Origin of the sequence: Kluyvera intermedia, from assembly GCF_021440345.1 — a bacterium.
Classification (GTDB): domain Bacteria; phylum Pseudomonadota; class Gammaproteobacteria; order Enterobacterales; family Enterobacteriaceae; genus Kluyvera; species Kluyvera intermedia_A.
This window is the reverse complement of the sequence record NZ_JAKCNS010000024.1, coordinates 1-23,991: the sequence shown is the minus strand read 5'-3', so window position 1 is coordinate 23,991 and position 23,991 is coordinate 1. Positions and strand designations below refer to the sequence as shown.

Genomic DNA, 23,991 nt, shown 5'->3' with positions numbered 1-23,991 from the left:
ACTACCATGCTGGCGACCCGCGATCTCTGGTTTCGTTACCAGGATGAACCGACGCTCAAAGGGCTGACGCTGGATTTCTCCCGCCAGGCCGTCACCGGTCTGGTGGGGGCCAACGGCTGTGGAAAATCGACGCTGTTTATGAACCTCAGCGGCCGGGGGGGGGCGCCCCCGCGGGGGGGGGGGGGGGGGGCGCCCCCCCGGGGGCGGGCGGCGCGCGAGGCCGCGCCCCCACCCCCCCCCCGGCCCCCCCCACGCCGCTGGCGCCGGGAGCCTCTGGGCTTACCCATCTGCCGATTAAAGGCGCAGATGGCGTGCTGATCACCTTTGCGAAATGCTGTCGTCCAATTCCAGGCGACCCGATCATTGCTCACGTCAGCCCGGGTAAAGGGTTGGTCATCCACCATGAATCCTGCCGCAACATTCGCGGCTATCAGAAAGAACCTGAGAAATTCATGGCGGTAGAGTGGGACAAAGAGACGGCACAGGAATTTATCACCGAGATTAAGGTCGATATGTTCAACCATCAGGGGGCGTTAGCCAACCTGACTGCCGCCATCAACACCGCGACATCCAATATTCAGAGTTTGAATACGGAAGAAAAAGACGGCCGCGTCTACAGCGCCTTTATCCGTCTGACCGCTCGCGACCGCGTGCATCTGGCTAATATCATGCGCAAAATCCGCGTCATGCCAGACGTCATCAAAGTCACCCGTAACCGTAACTAGTTTTAGACACAACGTCATTCCCACTGCGTAAGGCGGCAGAGGAATGATTTCCCCGGGACGTACAGCGGTGCGTTTCCGGGGTGAGTGCAGCTAACGCCGAGGTAATTTGAAGGATGAAGTGCCAATGAATCCACAGCGTTATGCGCGAATTTGTGAGATGCTCGCCAGGCGCCAGCCTGATCTGACGGTCTGCATGGAGCAGGTCCACAAACCTCATAATGTCTCGGCGATCGTTCGCACCGCTGATGCGGTCGGCGTACACGAAGTTCACGCCGTCTGGCCTGGCAGCCGTATGCGCACGATGGTCTCTGCGGCAGCAGGCAGCAACAGCTGGGTTCAGGTAAAAACGCATCCCACCATCAGCGACGCCGTCAGCCACCTGAAGGGTCAGGGCATGCAGATCCTGGCAACTCACCTCTCTGATAAAGCAGTAGATTTCCGCGAAATCGACTACACTCGCCCGACCTGTATTTTAATGGGTCAGGAAAAAACCGGTATCACTCAGGAAGCGTTAGACCTGGCAGATCAGGACATTATCATCCCAATGATTGGGATGGTGCAGTCGCTGAACGTCTCCGTTGCTTCCGCACTCATCCTCTATGAAGCCCAGCGCCAGCGGCAAAACGCCGGCATGTATCGCCGCGATAACAGCATGCTGCCCGATGAAGAACAGCAGCGCCTGCTGTTTGAAGGTGGCTACCCGGTGCTGGCAAACGTCGCTAAACGTAAAGGCCTGCCCTACCCTCGTGTCAACGAATTGGGTGAAGTCGAGGCCGATGCCTCGTGGTGGGCCACCATGCAGGCCAAGGGGTAAACGCTATGCAAAGCCGTCTGCTGGATGCCGTTCCGCTCAACACATTGACCGGCGTCGGTGCCGCGCAGAGCAGCCGGCTGGCAAAAATTGGCCTTCACACGGTTCAGGACCTCCTCCTGCATCTGCCATTACGTTACGAAGACCGCACCCATCTCTACCCTATCGGTGAACTGCTTCCCGGGGTGTATGCCAGCGTTGAAGGCGAAGTCCTGAACAGCAACATCACGTTCGGCGGCCGCCGGATGATGACCTGTCAGATAAGCGACGGCACCGGCATCCTGACGATGCGCTTTTTCAACTTCAACGCGGCGATGAAAAATAGCCTTGCTACCGGCAAGCGCGTGCTGGCCTACGGCGAAGCCAAGCGTGGGAAGTACGGCGCGGAGATGATCCACCCGGAATACCGCGTGCAGGGCGATCTCAGCACTCCAGATTTGCAGGAGACCTTAACCCCGGTCTACCCCACCACCGAAGGCATTAAACAGGCGACGCTGCGCAAGCTCACCGACCAGGCACTGGACCTGCTGGATACCTGCGCTATTAGCGAACTGCTGCCCCCAGAGCTGTCGCAGGGCATGATGAGCCTGCCGGAGGCGCTGCGCACGCTGCATCGCCCACCGCCGTCTTTGCAGCTCGTCGATTTAGAAACCGGTAAACATCCGGCACAGCAGCGCCTGATCCTTGAAGAACTATTAGCGCATAATCTCAGCATGCTGGCACTGCGCGCTGGCGCGCAGCGCTATCACGCTCTGCCCCTCAACGCTCAGGGCGAACTAAAAAACCGCTTTCTTGATTCTCTGCCATTTAAACCTACCGGCGCACAAACGCGCGTCGTGGCGGAAATCGAACACGACATGGCGCTTGATGTGCCGATGATGCGGTTGGTACAAGGCGATGTCGGCTCCGGTAAAACGCTGGTCGCAGCCCTTGCCGCGCTGCGCGCCATTGCTCACGGCAAACAGGTGGCGCTAATGGCGCCGACCGAGCTGCTCGCCGAGCAGCATGCCAACAACTTCCGCAGCTGGTTTGAACCGCTCGGTATTGAAGTCGGCTGGCTTGCCGGTAAGCAGAAAGGCAAAGCGCGTCAGGTACAGCAGGACGCCATCGCCAGCGGTCAGGTACAGATGATTGTCGGTACCCACGCCATCTTCCAGGAGCAGGTGCAGTTTAACGGTCTGGCGCTGGTCATCATTGATGAGCAGCACCGCTTCGGCGTCCACCAGCGTCTGGCGCTGTGGGAGAAAGGCCAGCAGCAGGGCTTCCATCCGCATCAGCTGATCATGACCGCAACCCCGATTCCACGTACCCTGGCGATGACGGCCTATGCCGATCTTGATACCTCGGTAATTGACGAACTGCCGCCGGGCAGGACGCCGGTAACCACCGTCGCCATCCCGGATACTCGTCGTCCCGACATCATTAACCGGGTACGCAACGCCTGTACCACCGAAGGCCGCCAGGCCTACTGGGTCTGCACGCTGATTGAAGAGTCTGAACTGCTGGAAGCGCAGGCGGCAGAAGCCACCTGGGAAGAGCTAAAACTGGCTCTGCCGGAGCTCAACGTCGGCCTGGTTCACGGCCGCATGAAGCCCGCCGAGAAGCAGGCCGTCATGCAATCCTTCAAGCAGGGCGAGCTGCATCTGTTGATTGCCACTACGGTGATTGAAGTTGGCGTCGATGTCCCCAACGCCAGCCTGATGATCATCGAAAACCCCGAACGTCTTGGACTGGCACAGCTCCACCAGCTACGCGGCCGCGTAGGCCGTGGCGCGGTGGCTTCCCACTGCGTGCTGCTGTACAAGTCACCGCTATCGAAAACCGCGCAGCTGCGCCTACAGGTGCTTCGCGACAGCAACGACGGCTTTGTCATTGCGCAAAAAGATCTCGAGATTCGCGGCCCGGGTGAACTGCTTGGCACGCGTCAGACCGGTAACGCCGAATTTAAAGTGGCGGATTTACTGCGCGATCAGGCCATGATCCCCGAAGTACAGCGCCTGGCCCGTCATATTCACGAACGTTATCCGCAGCAGGCCAATGCCCTTATTGAGCGTTGGATGCCGGAAACCGAACGCTATTCCAACGCGTAGCGATACCCGCAGCCCGCGTAGGGCTGTGCTAAACTTCGCACAATTTTACTTCCTGGACGAGTTTGTAATGAGACGAGAACTGGCTATCGAATTTTCGCGCGTCACCGAAGCGGCGGCGCTGGCAGGCTACAAATGGCTGGGTCGCGGCGATAAAAACACCGCCGACGGCGCAGCGGTCAACGCCATGCGCATTATGCTCAATAAGGTCAATATTGACGGTACTATCGTCATTGGCGAAGGTGAAATCGACGAAGCACCAATGCTTTATATCGGTGAATCTGTCGGTACCGGCAACGGCGACGCGGTGGATATCGCGGTCGATCCTATCGAAGGCACCCGTATGATCGCCATGGGCCAGGCCAATGCCCTGGCCGTTCTCGCCGTCGGCGACAAAGGCTGCTTCCTGAACGCACCTGACATGTACATGGAAAAGCTGATTGTCGGCCCAGGCGCGAAAGGCACTATCGACCTGAACAAACCGCTGGAAGAGAACCTACGCAATATCGCTCGTGCGCTGGACAAGCCGCTGAGCGAACTGACGGTCACTATTCTGGCCAAGCCGCGCCACGACGACGTGATTGTTGAGCTGCAAAAACTGGGCATGCGCGTATTCGCCATCCCTGACGGCGACGTAGCGGCCTCCATTCTGACCTGCATGCCGGACAGCGAAGTCGACGTGATGTACGGTATCGGTGGCGCGCCAGAGGGCGTGGTTTCAGCCGCCGTCATTCGCGCGCTTGATGGTGATATGCACGGTCGTCTGCTGGCGCGTCACCACGTTAAAGGCGACAGCGAAGAGAACCGTCGTATCGGGGAAAACGAGCTGGCTCGTTGCAAAGAGATGGGCATTGAAGCCGGCGTAGTCCTGACGCTGGACGATATGGCGCGCAGCGATAACGTTATCTTCTCCGCCACCGGTATCACCAAAGGCGACCTGTTGGACGGCATCACTCGCAAGGGCAATATTGCGACCACCGAGACACTGCTGATTCGCGGTAAATCACGCACCATCCGCCGCATTCAGTCGATTCACTACCTGGATCGCAAAGACACTGAAATCCAACGCCACATTCTGTAAATCATTTGATCAATAGAGCTTTCCAGCCCTTTCGGGCTGGAAATCTTCTCTCGTCGCTGTGAAGATAAGACAATGAGATTGAGAGGAGAAAAGCCATGGCAGACTGGATTACAGGCAAAGTAGTCAAGGTGCACAACTGGACCGACGCACTGTTTAGCCTCACCGTTCACGCGCCGGTTCAACCGTTTACCGCCGGGCAATTTGCCAAGCTGGCGTTAGACGTCGACGGCGAACGCGTACAGCGCGCCTACTCCTATGTTAATGCCCCCAGCAATCCCGATCTCGAGTTCTACCTGGTCACCGTTCCGGAAGGCAAACTCAGCCCACGACTGGCCGCGCTAAAGCCGGGCGATGATGTGTTGATCGTCAGCGAAGCGGCAGGCTTTTTTGTGCTGGAAGAGGTTCCCGACTGCGACACTCTGTGGATGCTGGCAACAGGCACCGCGATAGGCCCATATCTGTCGATTCTGGAAGAAGGCAAAGACCTCGAACGCTTCAAAAACCTGGTGCTGGTCCACGCCGCGCGCTATGCCGCTGACCTGAGCTATCTGCCGCAGATGCGCGCCCTTGAGGAACGCTACGCCGGTAAACTGCGGATTCAAACCGTTGTCAGCCGTGAAAACGCGCCGGGGATGTTAACCGGGCGAGTTCCCGCACTGATTGAAAGCGGTGCGCTGGAAGCGGCGGTTGGCCTACCGATGAGCGCTGAAACCAGCCATGTGATGCTGTGCGGCAACCCGCAGATGGTGCGCGATACCCAGCAGCTGCTGAAAGAGACCCGACAGATGACCAAACATTTGCGTCGTCGGCCGGGCCATATGACCGCCGAACACTACTGGTGATCGGCGCGGTACTTCACCGGCAACGTCTCTTTGCCGTATTTGTTTTCGCCCTGGGTGCCAACAAATGCGCCCAGATCGGTTAGCATCATCACGATAATCAGCGTTGGGATAAAACGCCCAACGCCCCACTGCCAGACGCTCGGCAACATCGCCCAGTTTCCAGCCAGTAACATCCACGCCAGCACCATTAGCAGTGCCCAGAGGCCAGACTTTCCGCGATCGTGCAGCCGTTTAATCGTCACCGCCGCCGTTGGCCACAACAGACACACCAGCATAAATGCCGCCGTCTGCAGGTCAATAAGACCGCCGCCCGCGAGGCTAAACAGCGCCACCATCGTGACTGCCCAGATGACAATCCAGATCCAAAAATCACGACGTCCAATGCGCCCTTTAATAGAAAACAACCACTGCTGTAAAGTCATGCACCGTTTCCTTTTCTCTTCGTGCGCGTAGTTTACCCTGAAGCGGGCACATTTTGACAAGCGCGTCGGTTCCCGTTTTAATCGTCATCTGCAAAGAGGAGAACGATTGGCATGAAAAAATGGATAACGCTATGTCTGGTTGGGCTCGTCACGCTCTGTACCGGTCAGGCTGTGCTGTCGGCGGAAACGTCCACGGTCGTTGCCCCGTATCTGCTGACGGGTGCCCCGGCATTTGATCTCTCTATCAGCCAGTTTCGGGAAAAATTCAATACCGACAACCCTACCCTGTCGCTTGGCGAGTTCCGCTCGATAACTTCAAGCCGCGACCAGCTGACGATTACCCGCGCCGCCAGCAAAATTAATGAAAATTTATACGCCTCCGCCGCGCTTGAACGCGGTACGTTGAAAATCAAATCGATACAGATAACCTGGCTGCCGATTCAAGGGCCGGAGCAAAAAGCGGCGAAGCTTAAAGCGCAGGAATATATGAGTGCCTTAATGCGCGCGGTGCTGCCGACGCTGACGAAACCGCAGAGTCTGCAAAAGCTGCAAAAACTGCTGACCCAGGGCAAAGGTAAGCACTACTTCGCCAGCACCGAAGGCGCGGTTCGCTATGTTGTCGCAGATAATGGCGAAAAGGGGCTGACCTTCGCCGTTGAACCGATTAAGCTGGCGTTATCTCAAAATCTTGAGGGGCAGAATAAATGATAAAAAGCAAAGCCTTCATGCCTTTCAATCTCTATACTGTTTCACAGACCATGCTGCCCTGACGGGCGGCCATATTCCTTAATTCGCTGACAAGCGTGGAGAATCGAAATGCGACATCCTTTAGTGATGGGTAACTGGAAACTGAACGGCAGCCGCCACATGGTAAACGAGCTGGTTGCTAACCTGCGTACCGAGCTGGCTGGTGTTTCTGGCTGTGGCGTAGCTATCGCTCCGCCAGAAATGTACATCGATCTGGCTAAACACGCGGCTGCTGGCAGCCACATTCACCTGGGCGCGCAGAACGTTGACCTGAACCTGTCTGGCGCATTCACCGGCGAAACCTCCGCTGAAATGCTCAAAGATGTTGGCGCAACCTACATCATCATCGGCCACTCCGAGCGTCGTACTTATCACAAAGAATCTGACGAGCTGATCGCCAAGAAATTTGCTGTGCTGAAAGAACAGGGTCTGATCCCAGTTCTGTGCATCGGTGAAACCGAAGCAGAAAACGAAGCGGGCAAAACTGAAGAAGTTTGCGCACGTCAGATCGACGCCGTGCTGAAAACTCAGGGCGCAGCGGCGTTCGAAGGCGTAGTTATCGCTTACGAACCAGTATGGGCTATCGGTACCGGCAAATCTGCAACCCCAGCTCAGGCTCAGGCGGTTCACAAATTCATCCGTGACCACATTGCTAAAGCTGACGCGAAAATCGCTCAGCAGGTCATCATCCAGTACGGCGGTTCCGTTAACGCATCCAACGCCGCTGAACTGTTCACCCAGCCGGACATCGACGGCGCGCTGGTTGGTGGTGCATCCCTGAAAGCTGACGCTTTCGCGGTAATCGTTAAAGCAGCAGAAGCAGCAAAAAACGCATAATGCGATAAACCCGGCCATCGCGCCGGGTTTGTGACGTCTAAATAAACCGGCCCTCAGGCCGGTTTATTCTTTTTGTAGGCCGGATAGGCACCGCGCTATCCGATAAGTTCTCACAGTTTCCCCAGCACCTGATACCACGCGTAGTCCAGCGGTAACAGCAGCAGATAGCTCACCGCCGCAAGCGCCAGACACAACAGCATCCCCGCCCGCGCAGGCACTTTTCCCAGCGCCATCGCCACCACGATTGGCGACGCCTGATATGGCAGCAATGGCGTGGAATATCCCAGCACCTGAATCATAATCACGCTCAGCAGCGGGAAACCGGTGGCGTCCGAGAAGCTCTGCGCAAAGGTGGTATACAGTGCCGGAACGCCGTTGGCGGTCATAATAAAGTTCAGCGCACTGGTGATGCCAGTCAGCGCAAGGAAACTGGTAAACGGCGCATCTTCACGAAGCGGCATAAAATGCAATAGCGCATTACCCACCACCGCGCCAATACCGGTCTGGGTCACGGTGATAGCCAGCCCCAGAATACCGGCAACGTAGATACAGGTGCGGATATTCACCCCGCTGGCAAACTCTTCTCCATTGATAAACCCGATGCGCGGCAGCAATGTCACCACAGCGGCCACCAGCCCAGTCCAGGCAGGCCCAATGCCGTGCAGGCTCTCGCTCACCCACAGACTCAGCACCACTGCCAATAGCCATGCCAGACGCTTTTCATCGCCGCTCATTGGCGGCAGCGGCTCCAGTTCGCGCGGCGGATGCGGTTTCCCCGGGAACAGCCAGCAAATCAGGCCTATCAGCGCAGCGCCTTTGAGCCACCCCAGCACCGGCGTATGCAGCAGCAGATATGGGACATAGTTCAGGTGAATACCATAAGCCCCTTCCGCCGCGCCGCTCATCACCAGGTTTGGCACGTTGGCGGGCAAAATGGTCGCGGAAAGCTGGAAGGTTCCAAACCCCACCGCCAGCGCCAGGCCGTACCACGCGCGGGTGCCATCCTCAATACCGGCGCGTTTCGCCATCGCCGCCACGATGGGCATAAGCAGCGCAATACGTCCCATATTCGAGGGCATGACGAACGCCAGCGCATAGCTCAGCAGCACCACGCTACCGACCATCAGCAGCCAGGAGTCGGTGAGCCGCGACGAGAGCGCTCGGGCCGCACGGTCGGCAAGCCCGGTCTTACGAATGGCAATGCCAAGCACAAACCCACTGAATACCAGCCAGAAAGCTGACGAGGCAAAGCCGCCGAAAATCACATCCGGCGGGGCAATTTTGGCCGTCATCGCGGCGGCGAAGAACAGCAGCGCGGTGATGAACTCCGGCAACAGCGAAGTTGCCCACAGCACGATGGTTACGCCAACAATAATAGAGGGGAGGAACAGAGGGTGAGAAAACCAGAGCGACATACCTGTCTCCTGTCGTTTTTTTCAGCAAGAATACGACGACAAGAGTGACAGGTAAACGCCAGATTAGGTGGGGTTATTGCAGGATTTCGCACTGATGATCCTGAATTTCCTCCGCAGAGGCGCGGTTCAGAGTCAGCAGATTGCGCTCCGTTGCGAGCAGCACCAAAGAGCCGTCGCTTTGTTGCGCCAACGCCAGAGCAAAGCGCCCCATATGGCCGCGTGCCTCCGGTACTTCTTCCGCCAGCATCAGGAACGGGCTGCGTTTCGCCAGCTCGTTTTCGGTCACCCGGCGCGCCAGATACTCATGCCCCAGCAGGCCTCCCGGCAGCGGCAGCCAGCGACTGCTGATGGCCGCCTGATCGGCATCAAGCTGCTCACGGACATCTTTGCGCAGGCAGGAGATATGGATATGGAAATGGTTTTGCGTACGCCCGGTACGGGAGTTGATGGTCAGTGAGACCGCATTGTCCGGGACTTCCGATCCCCGTTTATCGCTCATGATGGCGCGCCTTTGCCACGCCTGCCAAAAGAAGTTCGGCGTCAGCGGGTCGAGCAGCAGCGGGCTTTCGGTCCCATTAATACGGTAGGTCGGCATCAGCAGATATTGCAGCGGGCCGTTGCGATCTTTAAACAGCACGTAGCCGCCCTTTGGGTTGACGTCGACGCACGGTTTAGGCGTCCGGTGCTGTTCCTGATTTGGTACGCACTGCTGCAGCACAATCTGGCGCAACGCGTCCGGGTTGCCTGAGTTCAGCCAGTACCAGCCACCAGCGGCTATAACAATCAGCACAACCAGTAGCGCCGCCAGCAGGTATTTTAACCTTGTCATTATGTCTCCCCATATCAAACCGAGGGGGAAGAGTAACGTACTTTGATGACCAAAAGAAAACGCCCGGCGGGTTTGCCGGGCGTTTGGGGAAAATTAACGTTTACTGATCTGGTCGAAAGTGCCGCCGTTAGAGAAGTGATCTTTCTGCGCTTTGGTCCAGCCGCCGAACTCTTCATCAATCGTAAAGAGTTTCAGTTTCGGGAACGCGTTTTCGTACTTCTTCGCAACCTGCGAGTCACGCGGGCGGTAGTAGTTCTTCGCCGCGATTTCCTGGCCTTCCGGCGAGTAGAGGTACTTCAGATAGGCTTCAGCCACCGCGGTAGTCCCTTTCTTCTCGGCGACTTTATCAACAACTGAGACGGTCGGCTCAGCAAGGATAGATTCGCTCGGCGTGACGATTTCAAACTTGTCTTTGCCCAGTTGGTTCGTCGCCAGCAGCGCTTCGTTTTCCCACGCAATCAGCACGTCGCCGATACCACGTTCAACAAAGGTATTGGTTGAGCCGCGCGCGCCGGAGTCCAGTACTTCCACGTTCTTATACAGCGCCTTCACGAAGTCCTGAGCTTTGGCCTGATCGTTGTTGTTGTGGTGCAGCGCGTAACCCCAGGCCGCCAGATAGTTCCAGCGTGCGCCGCCGGAGCTTTTCGGGTTCGGGGTGATAACGGAAACGCCCGGTTTAATCAGGTCGTTCCAGTCATGAATCTGTTTCGGGTTGCCTTTACGTACCAGGAACACTATGGTGGAGGTGTACGGTGCGGAGTTATCCGGCAGACGTTTAATCCAGTTTTTGTCGATACGGCCGCGCTCGGCAATCGCGTCAACATCGTAGGCCAGCGCCAGGGTCACCACATCAGCGTCAATGCCGTTGATGACGGAAGTGGCTTGTTTACCAGAGCCACCGTGCGATTGGCGGATAACCACGTTATCGCCGGTCTCTTTCTTCCAGTGCGCGCTGAAAGCCTTGTTGTACTGATCGTACAGCTCACGCGTTGGATCGTAAGACACGTTAAGTAACTGAATATCCTTAGCCAGTACGCTGGTGGAAGCCAGCAAAAGAGTTAACCCTACGCCCCACTTGTTCATCGCCCGCTCTCTTATCTGTTGTGTTGTAATGAGGCTAGCCTGCCAGAAATCGAACCGATGATTAAAGAATAAAAAAAGATTGATTATGCAGTTTTGAAATATAAGAGACGAAAGCGCGATGATGCGCGTTTGCTCGAATTCACTCAGGGGAGAAAATCAGGAGGGTAAAGCTTCCCCAGACCGTAGAAAACGGCCCAGGGAGAGTTGGAATCAAACTTCTTCCATGCGGCCCAGCAGCGCCTGCAGACGATCCTGCCAGCCGTTCTGCTGTTCTTTCAGCTGGCCATTTTCACGCTCCAGCTCTTCACGGTTATGCTGTGCAGCCTGAACGTCCTGCTCCAGCGTATTGTTCTTTTCTTTCAGCTCTTCGATTTCCATCTGCAACAGCGTGATGGTATCAATCGCCTGCTGAACTTTTGCTTCCAGTTTCTCAAACACTTCTAATGACATCGTCCTATCTCCTGAATCTTGCAAGGCGTTGATATCGTCCCGGAACCCCGGCGACGCCTTAACCCAAATAAGCGCACGGCTTGAAGTCGATTGTATGAAGCCCCGTCGCCCCTGTCCAGCGCCAGAGCCTGTAGATTGCGGTTGTCCGCAATTTTCGGCCTGGTCCTGGCCTGTTTGCGCACATTCCCGTTCGATTGTTAACGAATTAGCGAATCGAATGTTTCCGCCTTCACACTTTTTGCTCTGGAAACGGACATTATTTGGCGCGAAAACGCTCATTTCTTGACGAGGTACACACATTTTGATTTCGATATTTCTCGTTTACGCTCGTTAACGATAAATTAACACTATGCCTACATGGCAACGTGAGCGTCATGAATGCTCATGCATACAATAATCATCAAATTGTCTTCAGGATTCCGATTATGAGCCAGACATCGACCTTAAAAGGCCAGTGCATCGCAGAGTTTCTTGGTACCGGGTTGTTGATTTTTTTCGGCGTGGGGTGCGTTGCGGCGCTTAAAGTAGCGGGCGCAAGTTTTGGGCAGTGGGAAATCAGCATCATTTGGGGTTTGGGTGTGGCAATGGCCATCTACCTGACCGCAGGCGTATCTGGTGCACATCTTAATCCCGCCGTCACCATCGCCCTTTGGCTGTTTGCCTGTTTCGACGGACGTAAAGTTGTCCCGTTCATTGCCGCCCAGTTTGCCGGCGCATTCTGTGCCGCCGCGCTGGTGTACGGACTTTACTACAACCTTTTCTTCGACTTCGAACACACGCACAATATGGTGCGCGGCAGCGTCGAAAGTCTTGAACTGGCTGGCATTTTCTCTACCTATCCGAATCCGCATATCAATTTTGTGCAGACCTTCGCGGTAGAAATGGTGATTACCGCTATCCTGATGGGCGTGATTCTGGCGCTGACCGACGACGGCAACGGTATTCCACGCGGGCCACTGGCACCGCTGCTGATTGGCCTGCTAATTGCGGTTATCGGCGCCTCCATGGGACCACTGACCGGATTTGCAATGAACCCAGCGCGTGATATCGGGCCAAAAGCCTTCGCCTGGCTGGCAGGCTGGGGCGACGTTGCCTTCACCGGCGGCAAAGATATTCCTTATTTCCTGGTGCCGCTGTGTGCGCCAATCGTCGGTGCCGCACTGGGTGCATTCAGCTATCGTAAACTGATTGGCCGCCACCTGCCGTGCGACACCTGCGAGGTTGAAGAGCCGAAAGCGGCCGCCAACCAAAATCAACACAATGCTTCGCTGTAATCTGACTACGGAACGTTCATTATGACTGACAAAAAATATATCGTTGCGCTCGACCAGGGCACCACCAGCTCACGCGCCGTCGTTATGGATCATGACGCCAACATCGTCAGCGTGTCACAGCGCGAATTCGAACAAATTTACCCTAAGCCAGGCTGGGTTGAGCATGACCCAATGGAGATCTGGGCGACCCAAAGCTCTACCCTGGTTGAAGTGCTGGCAAAAGCGGACATTAGCTCCGACGAGATTGCCGCTATCGGCATCACCAACCAACGCGAAACCACCGTGGTGTGGGAGCGTGAAAGCGGTAAACCGATCTACAACGCCATTGTCTGGCAGTGCCGTCGTACGGCGGACATCTGCGAGCAACTCAAGCGTGACGGCATGGAAGAGTACGTACGCAGCGCCACTGGCCTGGTGGTTGACCCGTACTTCTCCGGCACCAAAGTGAAGTGGATCCTCGACCACGTCGAAGGCTCCCGTGAGCGCGCACGCCGTGGCGAGCTGCTGTTCGGCACCGTCGATACCTGGCTGGTCTGGAAAATGACTCAGGGCCGCGTGCACGTTACCGACTACACCAACGCCTCGCGTACCATGCTGTTCAACATCAATACCCTCGAATGGGATGACAAGATGTTGGAGGTGCTGGACATCCCACGCGCTATGCTGCCAGAAGTGCGCAAGTCATCAGAAGTGTACGGTCAGACCAACATTGGCGGTAAAGGCGGCACCCGTATTCCTATCTCCGGCATCGCCGGTGACCAGCAGGCGGCGCTGTTCGGCCAACTGTGCGTCAAAGAAGGGATGGCGAAAAACACCTACGGCACCGGCTGCTTTATGCTGATGAACACCGGTGAGAAAGCGGTGGCTTCCAGTCACGGCCTGCTGACCACTATCGCCTGCGGCCCACGCGGTGAAGTGAACTATGCGCTGGAAGGTGCGGTGTTTATGGCAGGCGCCTCCATTCAGTGGCTGCGCGATGAGATGAAGCTGATTAGCGACGCGTTCGACTCCGAATACTTCGCCACTAAGGTGAAAGACACCAATGGCGTGTACGTGGTGCCTGCCTTTACCGGCCTCGGCGCACCTTACTGGGACCCGTATGCGCGTGGTGCGATTTTCGGTCTGACCCGCGGCGTGAACTCTAACCACATCATCCGTGCAACGCTGGAATCCATCGCCTATCAGACGCGCGACGTACTTGAAGCGATGCAGGCTGACTCCGGTATTCGTCTGCACGCCCTGCGCGTGGACGGTGGCGCGGTAGCCAACAACTTCCTGATGCAGTTCCAGTCCGATATCCTCGGCACCCGCGTAGAACGTCCGGAAGTGCGTGAAGTCACAGCACTCGGCGCGGCCTACCTTGCCGGTCTGGCGGTTGGTTTCTGGCAGAACCTCGACGAACTGCAGGAAAAAGCGGTGATTGAGCGCGAATTCCGTCCGGGGATTGAAACCACCGAGCGTAACTTCCGCTACAGCGGCTGGAAGAAAGCGGTGAAACGCGCATTAGCGTGGGAAGATCACGAAGAGTAAACCGACACACCATCTTTGTAGGGCGGGTAAGCGAAGCGCCCCCGCCAACGGTAAAATAAAGCCGGAGCACCGCTCCGGCTTTTTTATCAGCCAAACATCGGCAGCATCAGGAACAGCTTAATCACCAGCGCGTTGACGATATCAATAAAGAACGCCCCCACCATCGGCACCACCAGGAAAGCGGTATGCGATGGGCCGAAACGCTCGGTAATCGCCTGCATGTTGGCAATCGCCGTCGGCGTTGCGCCAAGGCCAAAACCGCAGTGACCCGCCGCCAGCACAGCCGCATCGTAGTTTTTGCCCATCAATCGATAGGTGACGAAAATAGCATATAGCGCCATTGCCAGCGTCTGTACCGCCAGGATAACCAGCATTGGCAACGCTAAATCCGCCAGCTCCCACAGCTTCAGGCTCATCAGCGCCATCGCCAGAAACAGCGACAGGCTCACGTTACCCAACACCGATACCGCACGTTCAAAGACACGATAAAAGCCGACCAGCGCCAGACCGTTACTCAGAATGACCCCAACAAACAGCACGCAGACAAACGTCGGTAGCTCCAGCGCGCTGCCCGCCAGCAGTTGCGCAATCACCCGCCCTAAGGTCAAGCAAATCGCAATCAGTGCAATGGTTTCAATCAGCACCAGCGAGGTGATGACGCGGCCAACGTCCGGTTTTTCAAACGCCGTAGGGACTTCCTGGTCATCCGGGGTACCGTTCGGGGACGATGAATGTTTTACCAGGTAACGCGCAACAGGACCGCCAATCAACCCGCCAAGAACCAGACCAAACGTGGCGCAGGCCATCGCCACTTCAGTGGCATTGCTAAAGCCGTAGCGCTCGATGAACAGCTTACTCCACGCGGCACCAGTACCGTGCCCGCCCGACAGCGTAATGGAGCCAGCCAGCAGACCCATTAGCGGATCCAGCCCGAGGATTTTCGCCATGCCAATGCCGAGCGTGTTTTGCAGCAATAACAACCCTACGACGACAATCAGGAAGGTGCCGACCACTTTCCCGCCTGCGCGCAGGCTTGCAATATTGGCGTTAAGACCGATAGTGGCAAAGAACGCCAGCATCAGCGGGTCTTTCAGCCCCATATCAAAATCAATTTCCCAGCCCATGCTTTTCTTCAGCACCAATAACGCCAGCGCTACCAGCAAGCCACCCGCGACGGGTTCAGGGATAGTGTATTTCTTCAGGAAGGGAACGCTCTGGACCAGCTTTCGTCCGAGCAGCAACACCAGCGTTGCGGCAACGAGCGTCGATAGGGTATCGAGATGAAACATAAATGCAGCTCCTTACTAAACGCATGATCCATTCACACGCGACAAATTTCCGATGTCGTGATGGCCTCATCATGAGGCTTCGGCCGAAAGTGTAAGCAAGAACGGTAGGAAAATGATAGAAAAAGGTTTTTTCCTCATTAATTTTGTTAACTCTTCCCGTTAAATACATGCAGGTTATAAGGGTATTTTCCGCAATAATTTTCCCTCAATGAAAGCAACCGATTGCTTTTACCGGCCAGTCCGCTAAAATCGCCACTTTTCCACCACGGGATTGCCAGAAGAGATGTCCTCTAACACCCTCGATCAAGCCGATGCGCAACCGGTTGCGCAGAAGCAGAACAGCGAACTAATTTACCGTCTGGAAGACCGTCCGCCGCTTCCACAAACGCTTTTCGCCGCACTCCAGCACCTGCTGGCGATGTTTGTCGCGGTGATCACCCCCGCGCTGCTGATTTGTCAGGCGCTGGGTCTGCCAGCCGAAGATACCCAACACATTATCAGCATGTCGCTGTTCGCCTCCGGCGTGGCATCCATCATTCAAATTAAAGCCTGGGGCCCAGTAGGCTCCGGTCTGCTGTCTATCCAGGGTACCAGCTTCAACTTTGTCGCCCCGCTGATCATGGGCGGTACCGCGCTGAAAACCGGCGGCGCTGACGTGCCAACGATGATGGCCGCGCTGTTCGGTACGTTGATGCTGGCAAGCTGCACCGAAATGGTGTTATCCCGTGTTCTGCACCTGGCGCGCCGCGTGATCACCCCGCTGGTCTCAGGCGTGGTCGTGATGATTATCGGCCTGTCGCTGATTCAGGTCGGCCTGACGTCTATCGGCGGCGGCTACGCGGCGATAGCAAACAACACCTTTGGCGCCCCTAAAAACCTGCTGCTGGCGGGCATTGTGCTGGCCATCATTATCCTGCTTAACCGTCAGCGTAACCCTTATCTGCGTATCGCTTCGCTGGTGATTGCCATGGCGGCAGGCTACCTGACGGCCTGGGCTCTCGGCATGCTGCCGGAAAACACCGCGCCGACCAACGGCAACCTGATTATGGTTCCAACGCCTCTGTACTACGGTTTAGGCATCGACTGGAATCTCCTGCTGCCGCTGATGCTGGTGTTTATGATCACCTCGTTGGAAACCATCGGCGATATCACCGCAACCTCTGACGTCTCCGAGCAGCCGGTGTCTGGCCCGCTGTACATGAAGCGCCTGAAAGGCGGCGTGCTGGCTAACGGCCTGAATTCCTGCGTTTCGGCGGTATTCAATACCTTCCCGAACTCCTGTTTCGGACAGAACAACGGCGTTATCCAGTTGACCGGCGTTGCCAGCCGCTACGTTGGTTTTGTGGTGGCGCTGATGCTTATCGTACTGGGCCTGTTCCCGGCGGTGAGCGGTTTTGTGCAGCATATTCCAGAACCGGTACTCGGCGGCGCAACGCTGGTGATGTTCGGTACCATCGCCGCATCCGGCGTGCGCATCGTCTCCCGCGAGCCGCTGAACCGCCGCGCGATCCTGATTATTGCACTGTCGCTGGCCGTCGGCCTCGGCGTTTCCCAGCAGCCGCAAATCCTCCAGTTCGCCCCGGACTGGCTGAAAAACCTGCTCTCTTCCGGCATTGCTGCCGGTGGGATCACGGCGATTATTCTGAACCTCGTCTTCCCGCCAGAAAAAGAGTAACCCCGATGCGGCAGTGGTCATCGCCACTGCCGCTGACATCGAATAATACGAATCCTGCCTTGAGGATTGCGCATAAATCATGCATAACAGGTTTATGTGCCCTTCTCAGGACGGAAGATCATGAAATTTCTTGGAAAGCTCATTATCTGGCTGCTGATTGCCCTGCTGTTGGTGATTGTAGCCTTCTATTTTCTGCTGCAAACGCGCTGGGGTGCCCGTCAGATTAGCCACTGGTTAACCGACAACACCGCCTATCAGGTCACGTTTGACGCGATGGATCATCGCTTCTCTTCGCCTTCACATATCCTGCTGAAAAACGTCACCTTTGGCCGCGACGGCAAGCCCGCCACGCTGGTCGCAAAAGACGTCGATATCGGCCTGAGTTCCCGCCAGATAACCGACCCGCTGCACGTCGATACGATTTTATTGCAGGACGGCACGCTGAACCTCTCTCCTTCTAATGCACCGCTGCCGTTTGCCGCCGATCGCCTGCAGCTGAAGAATATGGCGCTAAACAGCCCGGAAACCGGCTGGGAGCTGAGCGCACAGCGTGTTTTCGGCGGCGTGATGCCGTGGGCGCCGGAAGCAGGCAATGTGCTCGGCCAAAAAGCGCATATCCAGATGAGCGCAGGTTCGCTGTCGCTGAACGGTATTCCGGCAACCAATGCGCTGATTGAGGGCGATATCAACGGCGGTGAAGTGAACCTAACCACCGTCGGTGCCGACATGGCGCGCGGCTCGCTCACCGGCAACGCGCGGCGCAATAGCGACGGCAGTTGGTTAGTGGATAATTTGCGCCTCAACGATATTCGTCTGCAAAGCGACAAGTCGCTGCTCGACTTCCTCGCTCCGCTCACTACCGTGCCGTCGCTGCAAATTGGCCGTCTCGACGTGACCGATGCCAGCCTGCAAGGTCCGGACTGGGCGGTAACCGACCTGGATCTGAATTTGCGCAACCTGACGCTCAGCAACGGCGGATGGCAAAGCACCGACGGTAAGATATCCTTGAACGCGAGCGAGTTTATCTACGGCTCGCTGCATCTGCTCGACCCGATCCTCAACGCCGAGTTCTCCGAGCAGGGCATTGCGCTGCGCCAGTTCACCTCCCGTTGGGAAGGCGGCATGGTGCGCAGCGCCGGCAACTGGTTCCGCGCCGGTAATGCGCTGGTACTGGACGATTTGGTTTTCGCGGGGCTGGAATATACGCTGCCGCAAAACTGGAAAACGCTGTGGATGGAGCCGCTGCCAGCATGGCTGCAAAGCGTGACGCTGAAAAAGTTTGGCGCTAACCGCAACCTGGTTATCGACATCGATCCTGAATTCCCGTGGCAGGTCACCGCGCTGGACGGCTACGGTGCCAATCTCCAGCTGGCGAAAAATGGTCAGTGGGGCGTCTGGAGCGGTAGCGCAACGTTGAACGGCGCGGCGGCGACCTTCAACCGCATCGACGTGCGTCGCCCATCGATTGCGCTGAATGCTGATGCCTCGAACGTCAACGTGACGGAGCTGAGCGCCTTTACTGAAAAAGGCATTCTTGAAGCCACCGCTACGGTATCGCAACAGCCGCCGCGCCACACCAGCGTGACCCTTAACGGACGCGGCGTACCGCTCAACATCCTGCAACAGTGGGGATGGCCGCCGCTGTCGATTGACGGTGACGGTAATATTCAGCTCACCGCCAGCGGCAGCGTGCAGGCCAATGCCGCGCTGAAACCCACGGTGAATGGACAGTTGCACGCGGTGAATATGAATAAACAGGAAGTCACGCAGCAGATGGTCGGCGGCGTGGTTTCTGAAACGAAGTAACGGGCTGAATTAAGGGGGGGCGTGCGTGCTTCCCCTCACCCCGGCCCTCTCCCAAAGGGAGAGGGAGCAAACCATTCAGTGCACAAATTCCAACACCTGTACCAAACGGCTTCCTCCCATAAACCTCACCCGCCACCCGCACAAACAGTTCAACTCAAAGCAACTAGGGTGACCCCACCCGCAAGCCGCACAAAAAGTTTCACGCAAAGCAACAGGGGTGAACCGCAATCGCTACCCGCACAAAACGGTCCCCTCTCCCCCACGGGGAGAGGGTTAGGGTGAGGGGGCGTCTCCGGACTTAAAGCGTCACTACCAGCTCGTTACCCTGTGCGGTCACCACCACGCCCAGCTCGCTACCCGCCTGAGATCCCCCCTGCACACCAGCAACCTGCTGGATATTGCGCAAGCACAGCGTCCAGCCGGTTGCTTTGCCGTTGCCCTTCACGGTGATGACATTACCCTGGCGTTTGGCGCTCAGCGTAAAGGCCACAGAGCCGTCCAGCGCCGGGACTTCGCACACCGCTTCACGCCCATCTTCCAAATGGAACAGCTGGAATTCAGTGCCTTCGTGCCATGCATAGTCAGGCTTCTGGCTGTTGTTGCCCAACGCCAGCAGGGTGTTATCGCGGACATAAACCGGCAGACTCATAAAATCATGCTGCTGTTTATGCCAGCGGCTGCCCTGCACCTCATCGTTGTGCCACAGGTGCGTCCAGCGGCCTTCCGGCAGGTAGAACTGCACGTCGCCCGCTTCGGTGAAGACCGGTGCAACGGCCAGGGAATCGCCCAACATGTACTGGCGGTCGAGATAATCACAGGCCGGATCGTCCGGAAACTCCAGCATCATGGCGCGCAGCATTGGCGTGCCCTGTTCATTGGCTAACGCGGCCTGGCGGTACAGGTACGGCATCATGCGGCACTTCATTTCGGTGAAGAAACGCACCACGTCGCAGGACTCGCTGTCGTACGCCCATGGCACACGATAGGATTTGCTACCGTGCAGGCGGCTATGGCTGGAGAACAGACCGAACGCGCACCAGCGCTTGTACACATCCGCCGGCGCGGTGTTTTCGAAGCCCCCGATATCGTGGCTCCAGAAGCCAAAGCCAGAGAGGCCAATCGACAGGCCGCCGCGCAGGCTTTCCGCCATCGATTCGTAGTTGGCGTAGCAGTCGCCGCCCCAGTGCACCGGGAACTGCTGGCCGCCCACCGAGGCAGAGCGGGCGAACAGCACCGCTTCTTTCTCGCCGAGCGTTTCTTTCAGCACGTTCCACACCAGTTCGTTGTAGATAAAGGCGTAATGGTTGTGCATTTTCTGCGGGTTGGAGCCATCAAACCACTGCACGTCGGTCGGGATACGCTCGCCGAAGTCCGTTTTGAAGCAGTCGACGCCCATCGCCACCAGCTCTTTGAGTTTATCGGCGTACCACGCGCAGGCTTCCGGGTTGGTGAAATCATAAATCGCCAGCCCCGGCTGCCATTTATCCCACTGCCACAGAGAACCGTCCGGGCGTTTAAGCAAATAGCCTTTCTCTTTCAGCTCTTTGAAAATCGGGGATTTCTGGCCGATGTACGGGTTTATCCATACGCACACCTTCAGCCCTTTTTCTTTCAGGCGCTGAATCATCCCTTTTGGATCGGGGAAGGTCACCGGATCCCATTCGAAATCGCACCACTGGAAGGCTTTCATCCAGAAACAGTCGAAGTGGAACACGTGCAGCGGCAGGTCGCGCTCGGCCATGCCGTCGATAAAGCTGTTCACCGTCGCTTCGTCGTAGTTGGTGGTGAACGAGGTGGTCAGCCACAGGCCGAATGACCAGGCCGGCGGCAGTGCCGGACGCCCGGTGAACTGGGTATAGCGGTTCAACACCTCTTTCGGGGTGGGGCCGTCGATGACGAAGTATTCCAGATGCTCGCCTTCCACGCTGAACTGCACCTTGGACACCTTCTCAGAGCCAATCTCAAAGGAGACGTTTTCCGGGTGATTCACCAGCACGCCGTAGCCACGGTTGGTCAGGTAGAACGGAATATTTTTGTAGGATTGCTCGGTGCTGGTGCCACCGTCTTTGTTCCAGGTTTCCACGTTCTGGCCGTTGCGCACCAGCGCGGTAAAGCGCTCACCAAGGCCATACACCGTTTCGCCAACGCCCAGATCCAGGCGTTCGAACATGTAGTTGCGATTATCGTTAGTGTCCTGCACGTAGCCGTTGTTTTTCAGTTGGCTACCGGTGATACGCACGCCGTCTCGCAGGAAATCCAGCGCCCAGAACTCACCTTTGGTGACGCGCACGCTGAGGTTGCTGCTTTTCAGCTCGGCAAATTCAGCCGTATTCTGCATCTCCACGTGCACATCCTTCAGCACGTTCAGCGGATAGTTCGGGCCGGTCTCCAGCGCGCCCTGGAAGTGCTCGATACGCACCCCGATGACCCCTTCCTGTGGCGAGAACAAGCGCAGGGTAAACAGTGGCGTATCCAGCTGCCAGGTGCGTTCGCGGACATCACGTGGCGCCACGTACACCACCATCTCATTGCCATGCTGTTCAACGTCAAACACCTGAACAGGTTGAATTAAATTCAGGCCCGGTTGGATCAGCCAGTTTCCATCACTGATTTTCATAGCTCGTCCTCTTAATTCTCTAAAGATTGCTTCATGGATACGTTTTCAAAGTCCTGCTGATTGCGGTGCGCGCCCTGCGACAGTTCGGCCATCATCTTGACCAGGAACGGCGTTTTCAGGGTGTAGAAGCGCTTCGCCACCACGGCGCTCAGCAGGTAGCAAATAGCCGGTACAATAGTGAACAGGGCAATAATGATGCTGATGGTGGCTGAGTTTTGCGTGGTTGCCGCAGCGTTGTAGCCGCCGCCTGCCAGCATCCAGCCAATCATTGCGCCGCCCAGCGCCAGGCCCAGCTTCAGCACGAACAGCGTGCCCGCAAAGCTAATGCCGGTGAGGCGTTTGCCGTTACACCATTCGCCGTAGTCGACGGTGTCGGACATCATCACCCACTGAATCGGCGTCACCAGCTGGTGCAGCACGCCAATCACGAAGATGAAGGCGAACATCAGCACGCTGGCGTTCATCGGTACAAAGAACATCGCCAGGCTCAGCACCGCCAGAATGGCGTTGGTCCACCAGAAGACGCTCACTTTGCATTTCCAGTCGGTCAGCGGTTTGGCCAACGCCGATCCAATCAGGTTGCCGACGCAGTAGGTGGTGAGGAAGGCGGTAAACAGCGCCGGGGAGCCCAGAATCCAGGTGACGTAATACATCATCGCGCCGCCGCGGACGCAGACCGCCATGATGTTGAGGATGGTCAGCAGGCCGACGATACGCCATTGGTCGTTTTGCCAGATGTCACGCAGGTCTTCACGCATCGAGTTGTTGGTTGGCGGCGCTTCAACACGCTCTTTGGTGGTGAAGAAACAGAAGGCCAGCATCATAAAGGCGATCACCGACAGCACCGCAATGCCGCCCTGGAAGCCGAGCGCTTTGTTTTCACCGCCAATCAGATTCACCAGCGGCATCATCAGCACGGTAGAGAGCATGCCACCGGCGGTTGCCAGCACGAAGCGCCAGGATTGCAGCGAGATGCGCTGCGTTGGGTCGTTGGTGATCACCCCGCCAAGCGCGCAGTACGGGATATTCACCACGGTATAGAGCAGAGTCAGCAGCGTGTAGGTGACGGCGGCATAAATTAGTTTGCCGTTATAGCTGAGATCCGGTGTGCTGTAGGCCAGCACGCAGACGAGGCCGAACGGCAGCGCGCCAAACAGCACCCACGGGCGGAACTTGCCCCAGCGGCTGCGCGTACGGTCGGCCAGCAGCCCCATGCACGGGTCGGAAATGGCGTCCAGCGCGCGCGCCAGCAGGAACATGGTGCCAACGTAACCTGCGGGTATACCGAAGATATCGGTATAGAAGAACATCATATACAGCATGACGTTATCGAAAATAATATGGCTGGCAGCGTCGCCCATGCCGTAACCGATTTTTTCTTTGACGGATAATATTTCACTCTTCATCTTGCAAACCCCTTTGCGCCGAGACCACTCCGGAACCGGTTACCGTTTTGTAAACCATCCGCGCCATAAGATGAATTGCGATATCTCGTTATCAAATTACGTTTCTTAATTTCTGTGATCTGGGATAGCGGATAGAGTATGTCGAAGTGTAAATTACGGAATTTATTGAGGTTTCTATCAATGCCGTCTGTCAGGCAGAAAAAAGATGCTGAAAACGGTAAGTAAAGATGTGGTAACTGATTGAAAGTAGCTATAATGCGCCCCGCCTCCATGTAGCAGTCGAGGCGCGGAAGATCGTCGTCTCCGGTGAGACGATTGGTTCTTAATTCCAGTGGTAGCCGCCAATGGCTCCCGGCAGGTTCGACTCCTGCGATCTCCGCCAAAATTCGCTACGCTCCAGCCCTCTTCTCCCTTGTTCGTTTGCCGTTTAGTCACTGAATTTCCCCTGACCAAAGCTCATTGTCCGTCCTGCTGCAGTTAAAACACATCGCCACTGTCCCGCTTCGTTTACGCCGTACACCAGCGCGGCCAGTGACTCAAAAAGCTACGCCTGAGGTTGACGGGTAGGGTTAAAAAATGGGCGATTTAGCGGAGATTTTCGGTAATCGTCGGGGTCATGACGAGATAATGAGCATGAGTGAAGAACGCTACCCAGCAGCGTAAAAAGGTAACCTCTGGAAAAGGAAGGGTTTTATCCGTACACCCGCCGCATAACGCCATTCAGGCAAGAAATAATATGCCGGGGGGGATGTGGTAAATGATTGAAAGTAGCTATAATGCGCCCCGCCTCCATGTAGCAATCGAGGCGCGGAAGATCGTCGTCTCCGGTGAGGCGGCTGGACTTCAAATCCAGTTGGGGCCGCCAGCGGTCCTGGGCAGGTTCGACTCCTGTGATCTTCCGCCAATTAACATCTTCTGAACTCTCCCGATGTCAACCACCCCTTCTAATCCCTTGTATATCAGGATTCCTTTGTATCCAGAAGTCAACCGACTTCACCCCGTATCAAGTTGCTTTTGGGGGTACTTTAGGGGGTATTATTTCCTATTGAAATATCAGCACCCCCA

The 23,991-nt window shown here is 56.6% G+C and carries 18 protein-coding genes, 2 tRNA genes and 2 pseudogenes; 14 read left to right on the top strand and 8 right to left on the bottom strand.

Annotated elements, in window-relative coordinates; translation table 11 throughout:
- Positions 1-6: 6 nt before the first annotated feature.
- The 6 genes and pseudogenes from LZ634_RS08105 to fpr form a co-directional block, all read left to right on the top strand.
- A pseudogene (locus LZ634_RS08105) lies at positions 7-153 on the top strand (ATP-binding cassette domain-containing protein); the annotation flags it as partial.
- Between the two features lie 128 nt (positions 154-281).
- Positions 282-725 (top strand): annotated as a pseudogene (locus tag LZ634_RS08100) (ACT domain-containing protein); the annotation flags it as partial.
- A 124-nt stretch (positions 726-849) separates the two neighbouring features.
- The gene (trmH, locus tag LZ634_RS08095; protein ID WP_234503786.1) at positions 850-1,539 is read left to right on the top strand and encodes a tRNA (guanosine(18)-2'-O)-methyltransferase TrmH; all 690 of its coding nucleotides are present in this window, start codon (positions 850-852) and stop codon (positions 1,537-1,539) included.
- A 5-nt stretch (positions 1,540-1,544) separates the two neighbouring features.
- Positions 1,545-3,626, top strand: a complete 2,082-nt coding sequence (recG, locus tag LZ634_RS08090; protein ID WP_234503784.1) for an ATP-dependent DNA helicase RecG — start codon at positions 1,545-1,547, stop codon at positions 3,624-3,626.
- A gap of 67 nt (positions 3,627-3,693) precedes the next feature.
- Positions 3,694-4,704 carry a class II fructose-bisphosphatase gene (gene glpX, locus LZ634_RS08085; RefSeq protein ID WP_234503782.1) on the top strand — a complete coding sequence of 337 codons (1,011 nt, stop codon included), beginning with the start codon at positions 3,694-3,696 and terminating at the stop codon, positions 4,702-4,704.
- Positions 4,705-4,799: 95 nt separating this feature from the next.
- Positions 4,800-5,546: a ferredoxin--NADP(+) reductase gene (gene fpr / locus LZ634_RS08080; RefSeq protein WP_234503779.1), complete on the top strand. Its 747-nt coding sequence runs from the start codon at positions 4,800-4,802 to the stop codon at positions 5,544-5,546.
- On the opposite strand, the gene LZ634_RS08075 is transcribed toward fpr, so the two are convergent.
- Positions 5,537-5,968 (bottom strand): DUF805 domain-containing protein, encoded by a 432-nt coding sequence (locus LZ634_RS08075; RefSeq protein ID WP_234503777.1) that lies wholly within the window; start codon positions 5,966-5,968, stop codon positions 5,537-5,539. The genes fpr and LZ634_RS08075 overlap by 10 nt on opposite strands.
- 111 nt (positions 5,969-6,079) lie before the next feature.
- Here LZ634_RS08075 and LZ634_RS08070 point away from each other — a divergent pair, with 111 nt between their 5' ends.
- Together LZ634_RS08070 and tpiA are read left to right on the top strand one after the other, a co-directional pair.
- On the top strand, positions 6,080-6,676 hold the full coding sequence (locus LZ634_RS08070; protein WP_234503774.1) for a DUF1454 family protein: 597 nt from the start codon (positions 6,080-6,082) through the stop codon (positions 6,674-6,676).
- Between the two features lie 108 nt (positions 6,677-6,784).
- Complete coding sequence (gene tpiA, locus LZ634_RS08065; protein ID WP_234503772.1) at positions 6,785-7,552, top strand: triose-phosphate isomerase; 768 nt, start codon at positions 6,785-6,787, stop codon at positions 7,550-7,552.
- A gap of 110 nt (positions 7,553-7,662) precedes the next feature.
- Here tpiA and LZ634_RS08060 read toward each other — a convergent pair whose 3' ends face one another.
- The 4 genes from LZ634_RS08060 to zapB form a co-directional block, all read right to left on the bottom strand.
- Positions 7,663-8,967, bottom strand: a complete 1,305-nt coding sequence (locus LZ634_RS08060; protein ID WP_234503770.1) for an SLC13 family permease — start codon at positions 8,965-8,967, stop codon at positions 7,663-7,665.
- Between the two features lie 73 nt (positions 8,968-9,040).
- A complete protein-coding gene (locus LZ634_RS08055; protein WP_234503767.1) occupies positions 9,041-9,796 on the bottom strand; it encodes a CDP-diacylglycerol diphosphatase in 756 nt (251 codons plus the stop codon).
- Positions 9,797-9,889: 93 nt separating this feature from the next.
- Entirely contained in the window at positions 9,890-10,879 is a 990-nt protein-coding gene (sbp, locus tag LZ634_RS08050; RefSeq protein ID WP_234503764.1) for a sulfate/thiosulfate ABC transporter substrate-binding protein Sbp, read from the bottom strand.
- Between the two features lie 210 nt (positions 10,880-11,089).
- Entirely contained in the window at positions 11,090-11,329 is a 240-nt protein-coding gene (gene zapB, locus LZ634_RS08045; protein ID WP_062775906.1) for a septal ring assembly protein ZapB, read from the bottom strand.
- A 425-nt stretch (positions 11,330-11,754) separates the two neighbouring features.
- Between zapB and LZ634_RS08040 the strand changes: the two genes are divergently transcribed.
- The gene (locus tag LZ634_RS08040) at positions 11,755-12,603 is read left to right on the top strand and encodes an MIP/aquaporin family protein (RefSeq protein WP_234503761.1); all 849 of its coding nucleotides are present in this window, start codon (positions 11,755-11,757) and stop codon (positions 12,601-12,603) included.
- A 21-nt stretch (positions 12,604-12,624) separates the two neighbouring features.
- Positions 12,625-14,133 carry a glycerol kinase GlpK gene (glpK, locus tag LZ634_RS08035; RefSeq protein WP_234503757.1) on the top strand — a complete coding sequence of 503 codons (1,509 nt, stop codon included), beginning with the start codon at positions 12,625-12,627 and terminating at the stop codon, positions 14,131-14,133.
- Between the two features lie 86 nt (positions 14,134-14,219).
- Here the strand turns inward: glpK and gltS are convergent, their stop codons facing one another.
- Complete coding sequence (gene gltS, locus LZ634_RS08030; RefSeq protein WP_234503754.1) at positions 14,220-15,422, bottom strand: sodium/glutamate symporter; 1,203 nt, start codon at positions 15,420-15,422, stop codon at positions 14,220-14,222.
- A 283-nt stretch (positions 15,423-15,705) separates the two neighbouring features.
- On the opposite strand from gltS, the gene LZ634_RS08025 reads away from it, so the two are divergent.
- Positions 15,706-17,097: a nucleobase:cation symporter-2 family protein gene (locus LZ634_RS08025; RefSeq protein WP_234503751.1), complete on the top strand. Its 1,392-nt coding sequence runs from the start codon at positions 15,706-15,708 to the stop codon at positions 17,095-17,097.
- Positions 17,098-17,217: 120 nt separating this feature from the next.
- Positions 17,218-18,903, top strand: a complete 1,686-nt coding sequence (locus tag LZ634_RS08020; RefSeq protein ID WP_234503748.1) for an AsmA family protein — start codon at positions 17,218-17,220, stop codon at positions 18,901-18,903.
- A 298-nt stretch (positions 18,904-19,201) separates the two neighbouring features.
- Here LZ634_RS08020 and yicI read toward each other — a convergent pair whose 3' ends face one another.
- Together yicI and LZ634_RS08010 are read right to left on the bottom strand one after the other, a co-directional pair.
- Positions 19,202-21,520, bottom strand: coding sequence for an alpha-xylosidase (yicI, locus tag LZ634_RS08015; RefSeq protein WP_234503745.1), 2,319 nt, complete (start codon positions 21,518-21,520; stop codon positions 19,202-19,204).
- Between the two features lie 11 nt (positions 21,521-21,531).
- Positions 21,532-22,926, bottom strand: a complete 1,395-nt coding sequence (locus LZ634_RS08010; protein ID WP_234503743.1) for a glycoside-pentoside-hexuronide family transporter — start codon at positions 22,924-22,926, stop codon at positions 21,532-21,534.
- 288 nt (positions 22,927-23,214) lie between these two features.
- On the opposite strand from LZ634_RS08010, the gene LZ634_RS08005 reads away from it, so the two are divergent.
- Positions 23,215-23,308, top strand: a tRNA-OTHER gene (locus LZ634_RS08005).
- Between the two features lie 427 nt (positions 23,309-23,735).
- Positions 23,736-23,830: transfer RNA gene (locus LZ634_RS08000), tRNA-Sec, on the top strand.
- The last annotated feature ends 161 nt before the right edge of the window (positions 23,831-23,991 follow it).

Bases quoted from the DNA above. Each gene is read 5' to 3' on its own strand.
- LZ634_RS08070 (WP_234503774.1), top strand. From the start codon at position 6,080: ATGAAAAAATGGATAACGCTATGTCTGGTTGGGCTCGTCACGCTCTGT.
- gltS (WP_234503754.1), bottom strand. From the start codon at position 15,422: ATGTTTCATCTCGATACCCTATCGACGCTCGTTGCCGCAACGCTGGTG.
- zapB (WP_062775906.1), bottom strand. From the start codon at position 11,329: ATGTCATTAGAAGTGTTTGAGAAACTGGAAGCAAAAGTTCAGCAGGCG.
- fpr (WP_234503779.1), top strand. From the start codon at position 4,800: ATGGCAGACTGGATTACAGGCAAAGTAGTCAAGGTGCACAACTGGACC.
- LZ634_RS08075 (WP_234503777.1), bottom strand. From the start codon at position 5,968: ATGACTTTACAGCAGTGGTTGTTTTCTATTAAAGGGCGCATTGGACGT.
- recG (WP_234503784.1), top strand. From the start codon at position 1,545: ATGCAAAGCCGTCTGCTGGATGCCGTTCCGCTCAACACATTGACCGGC.
- LZ634_RS08020 (WP_234503748.1), top strand. From the start codon at position 17,218: ATGAAATTTCTTGGAAAGCTCATTATCTGGCTGCTGATTGCCCTGCTG.
- glpK (WP_234503757.1), top strand. From the start codon at position 12,625: ATGACTGACAAAAAATATATCGTTGCGCTCGACCAGGGCACCACCAGC.
- LZ634_RS08010 (WP_234503743.1), bottom strand. From the start codon at position 22,926: ATGAAGAGTGAAATATTATCCGTCAAAGAAAAAATCGGTTACGGCATG.
- LZ634_RS08055 (WP_234503767.1), bottom strand. From the start codon at position 9,796: ATGACAAGGTTAAAATACCTGCTGGCGGCGCTACTGGTTGTGCTGATT.
- sbp (WP_234503764.1), bottom strand. From the start codon at position 10,879: ATGAACAAGTGGGGCGTAGGGTTAACTCTTTTGCTGGCTTCCACCAGC.
- LZ634_RS08060 (WP_234503770.1), bottom strand. From the start codon at position 8,967: ATGTCGCTCTGGTTTTCTCACCCTCTGTTCCTCCCCTCTATTATTGTT.
- glpX (WP_234503782.1), top strand. From the start codon at position 3,694: ATGAGACGAGAACTGGCTATCGAATTTTCGCGCGTCACCGAAGCGGCG.
- LZ634_RS08025 (WP_234503751.1), top strand. From the start codon at position 15,706: ATGTCCTCTAACACCCTCGATCAAGCCGATGCGCAACCGGTTGCGCAG.
- yicI (WP_234503745.1), bottom strand. From the start codon at position 21,520: ATGAAAATCAGTGATGGAAACTGGCTGATCCAACCGGGCCTGAATTTA.
- LZ634_RS08040 (WP_234503761.1), top strand. From the start codon at position 11,755: ATGAGCCAGACATCGACCTTAAAAGGCCAGTGCATCGCAGAGTTTCTT.
- trmH (WP_234503786.1), top strand. From the start codon at position 850: ATGAATCCACAGCGTTATGCGCGAATTTGTGAGATGCTCGCCAGGCGC.
- tpiA (WP_234503772.1), top strand. From the start codon at position 6,785: ATGCGACATCCTTTAGTGATGGGTAACTGGAAACTGAACGGCAGCCGC.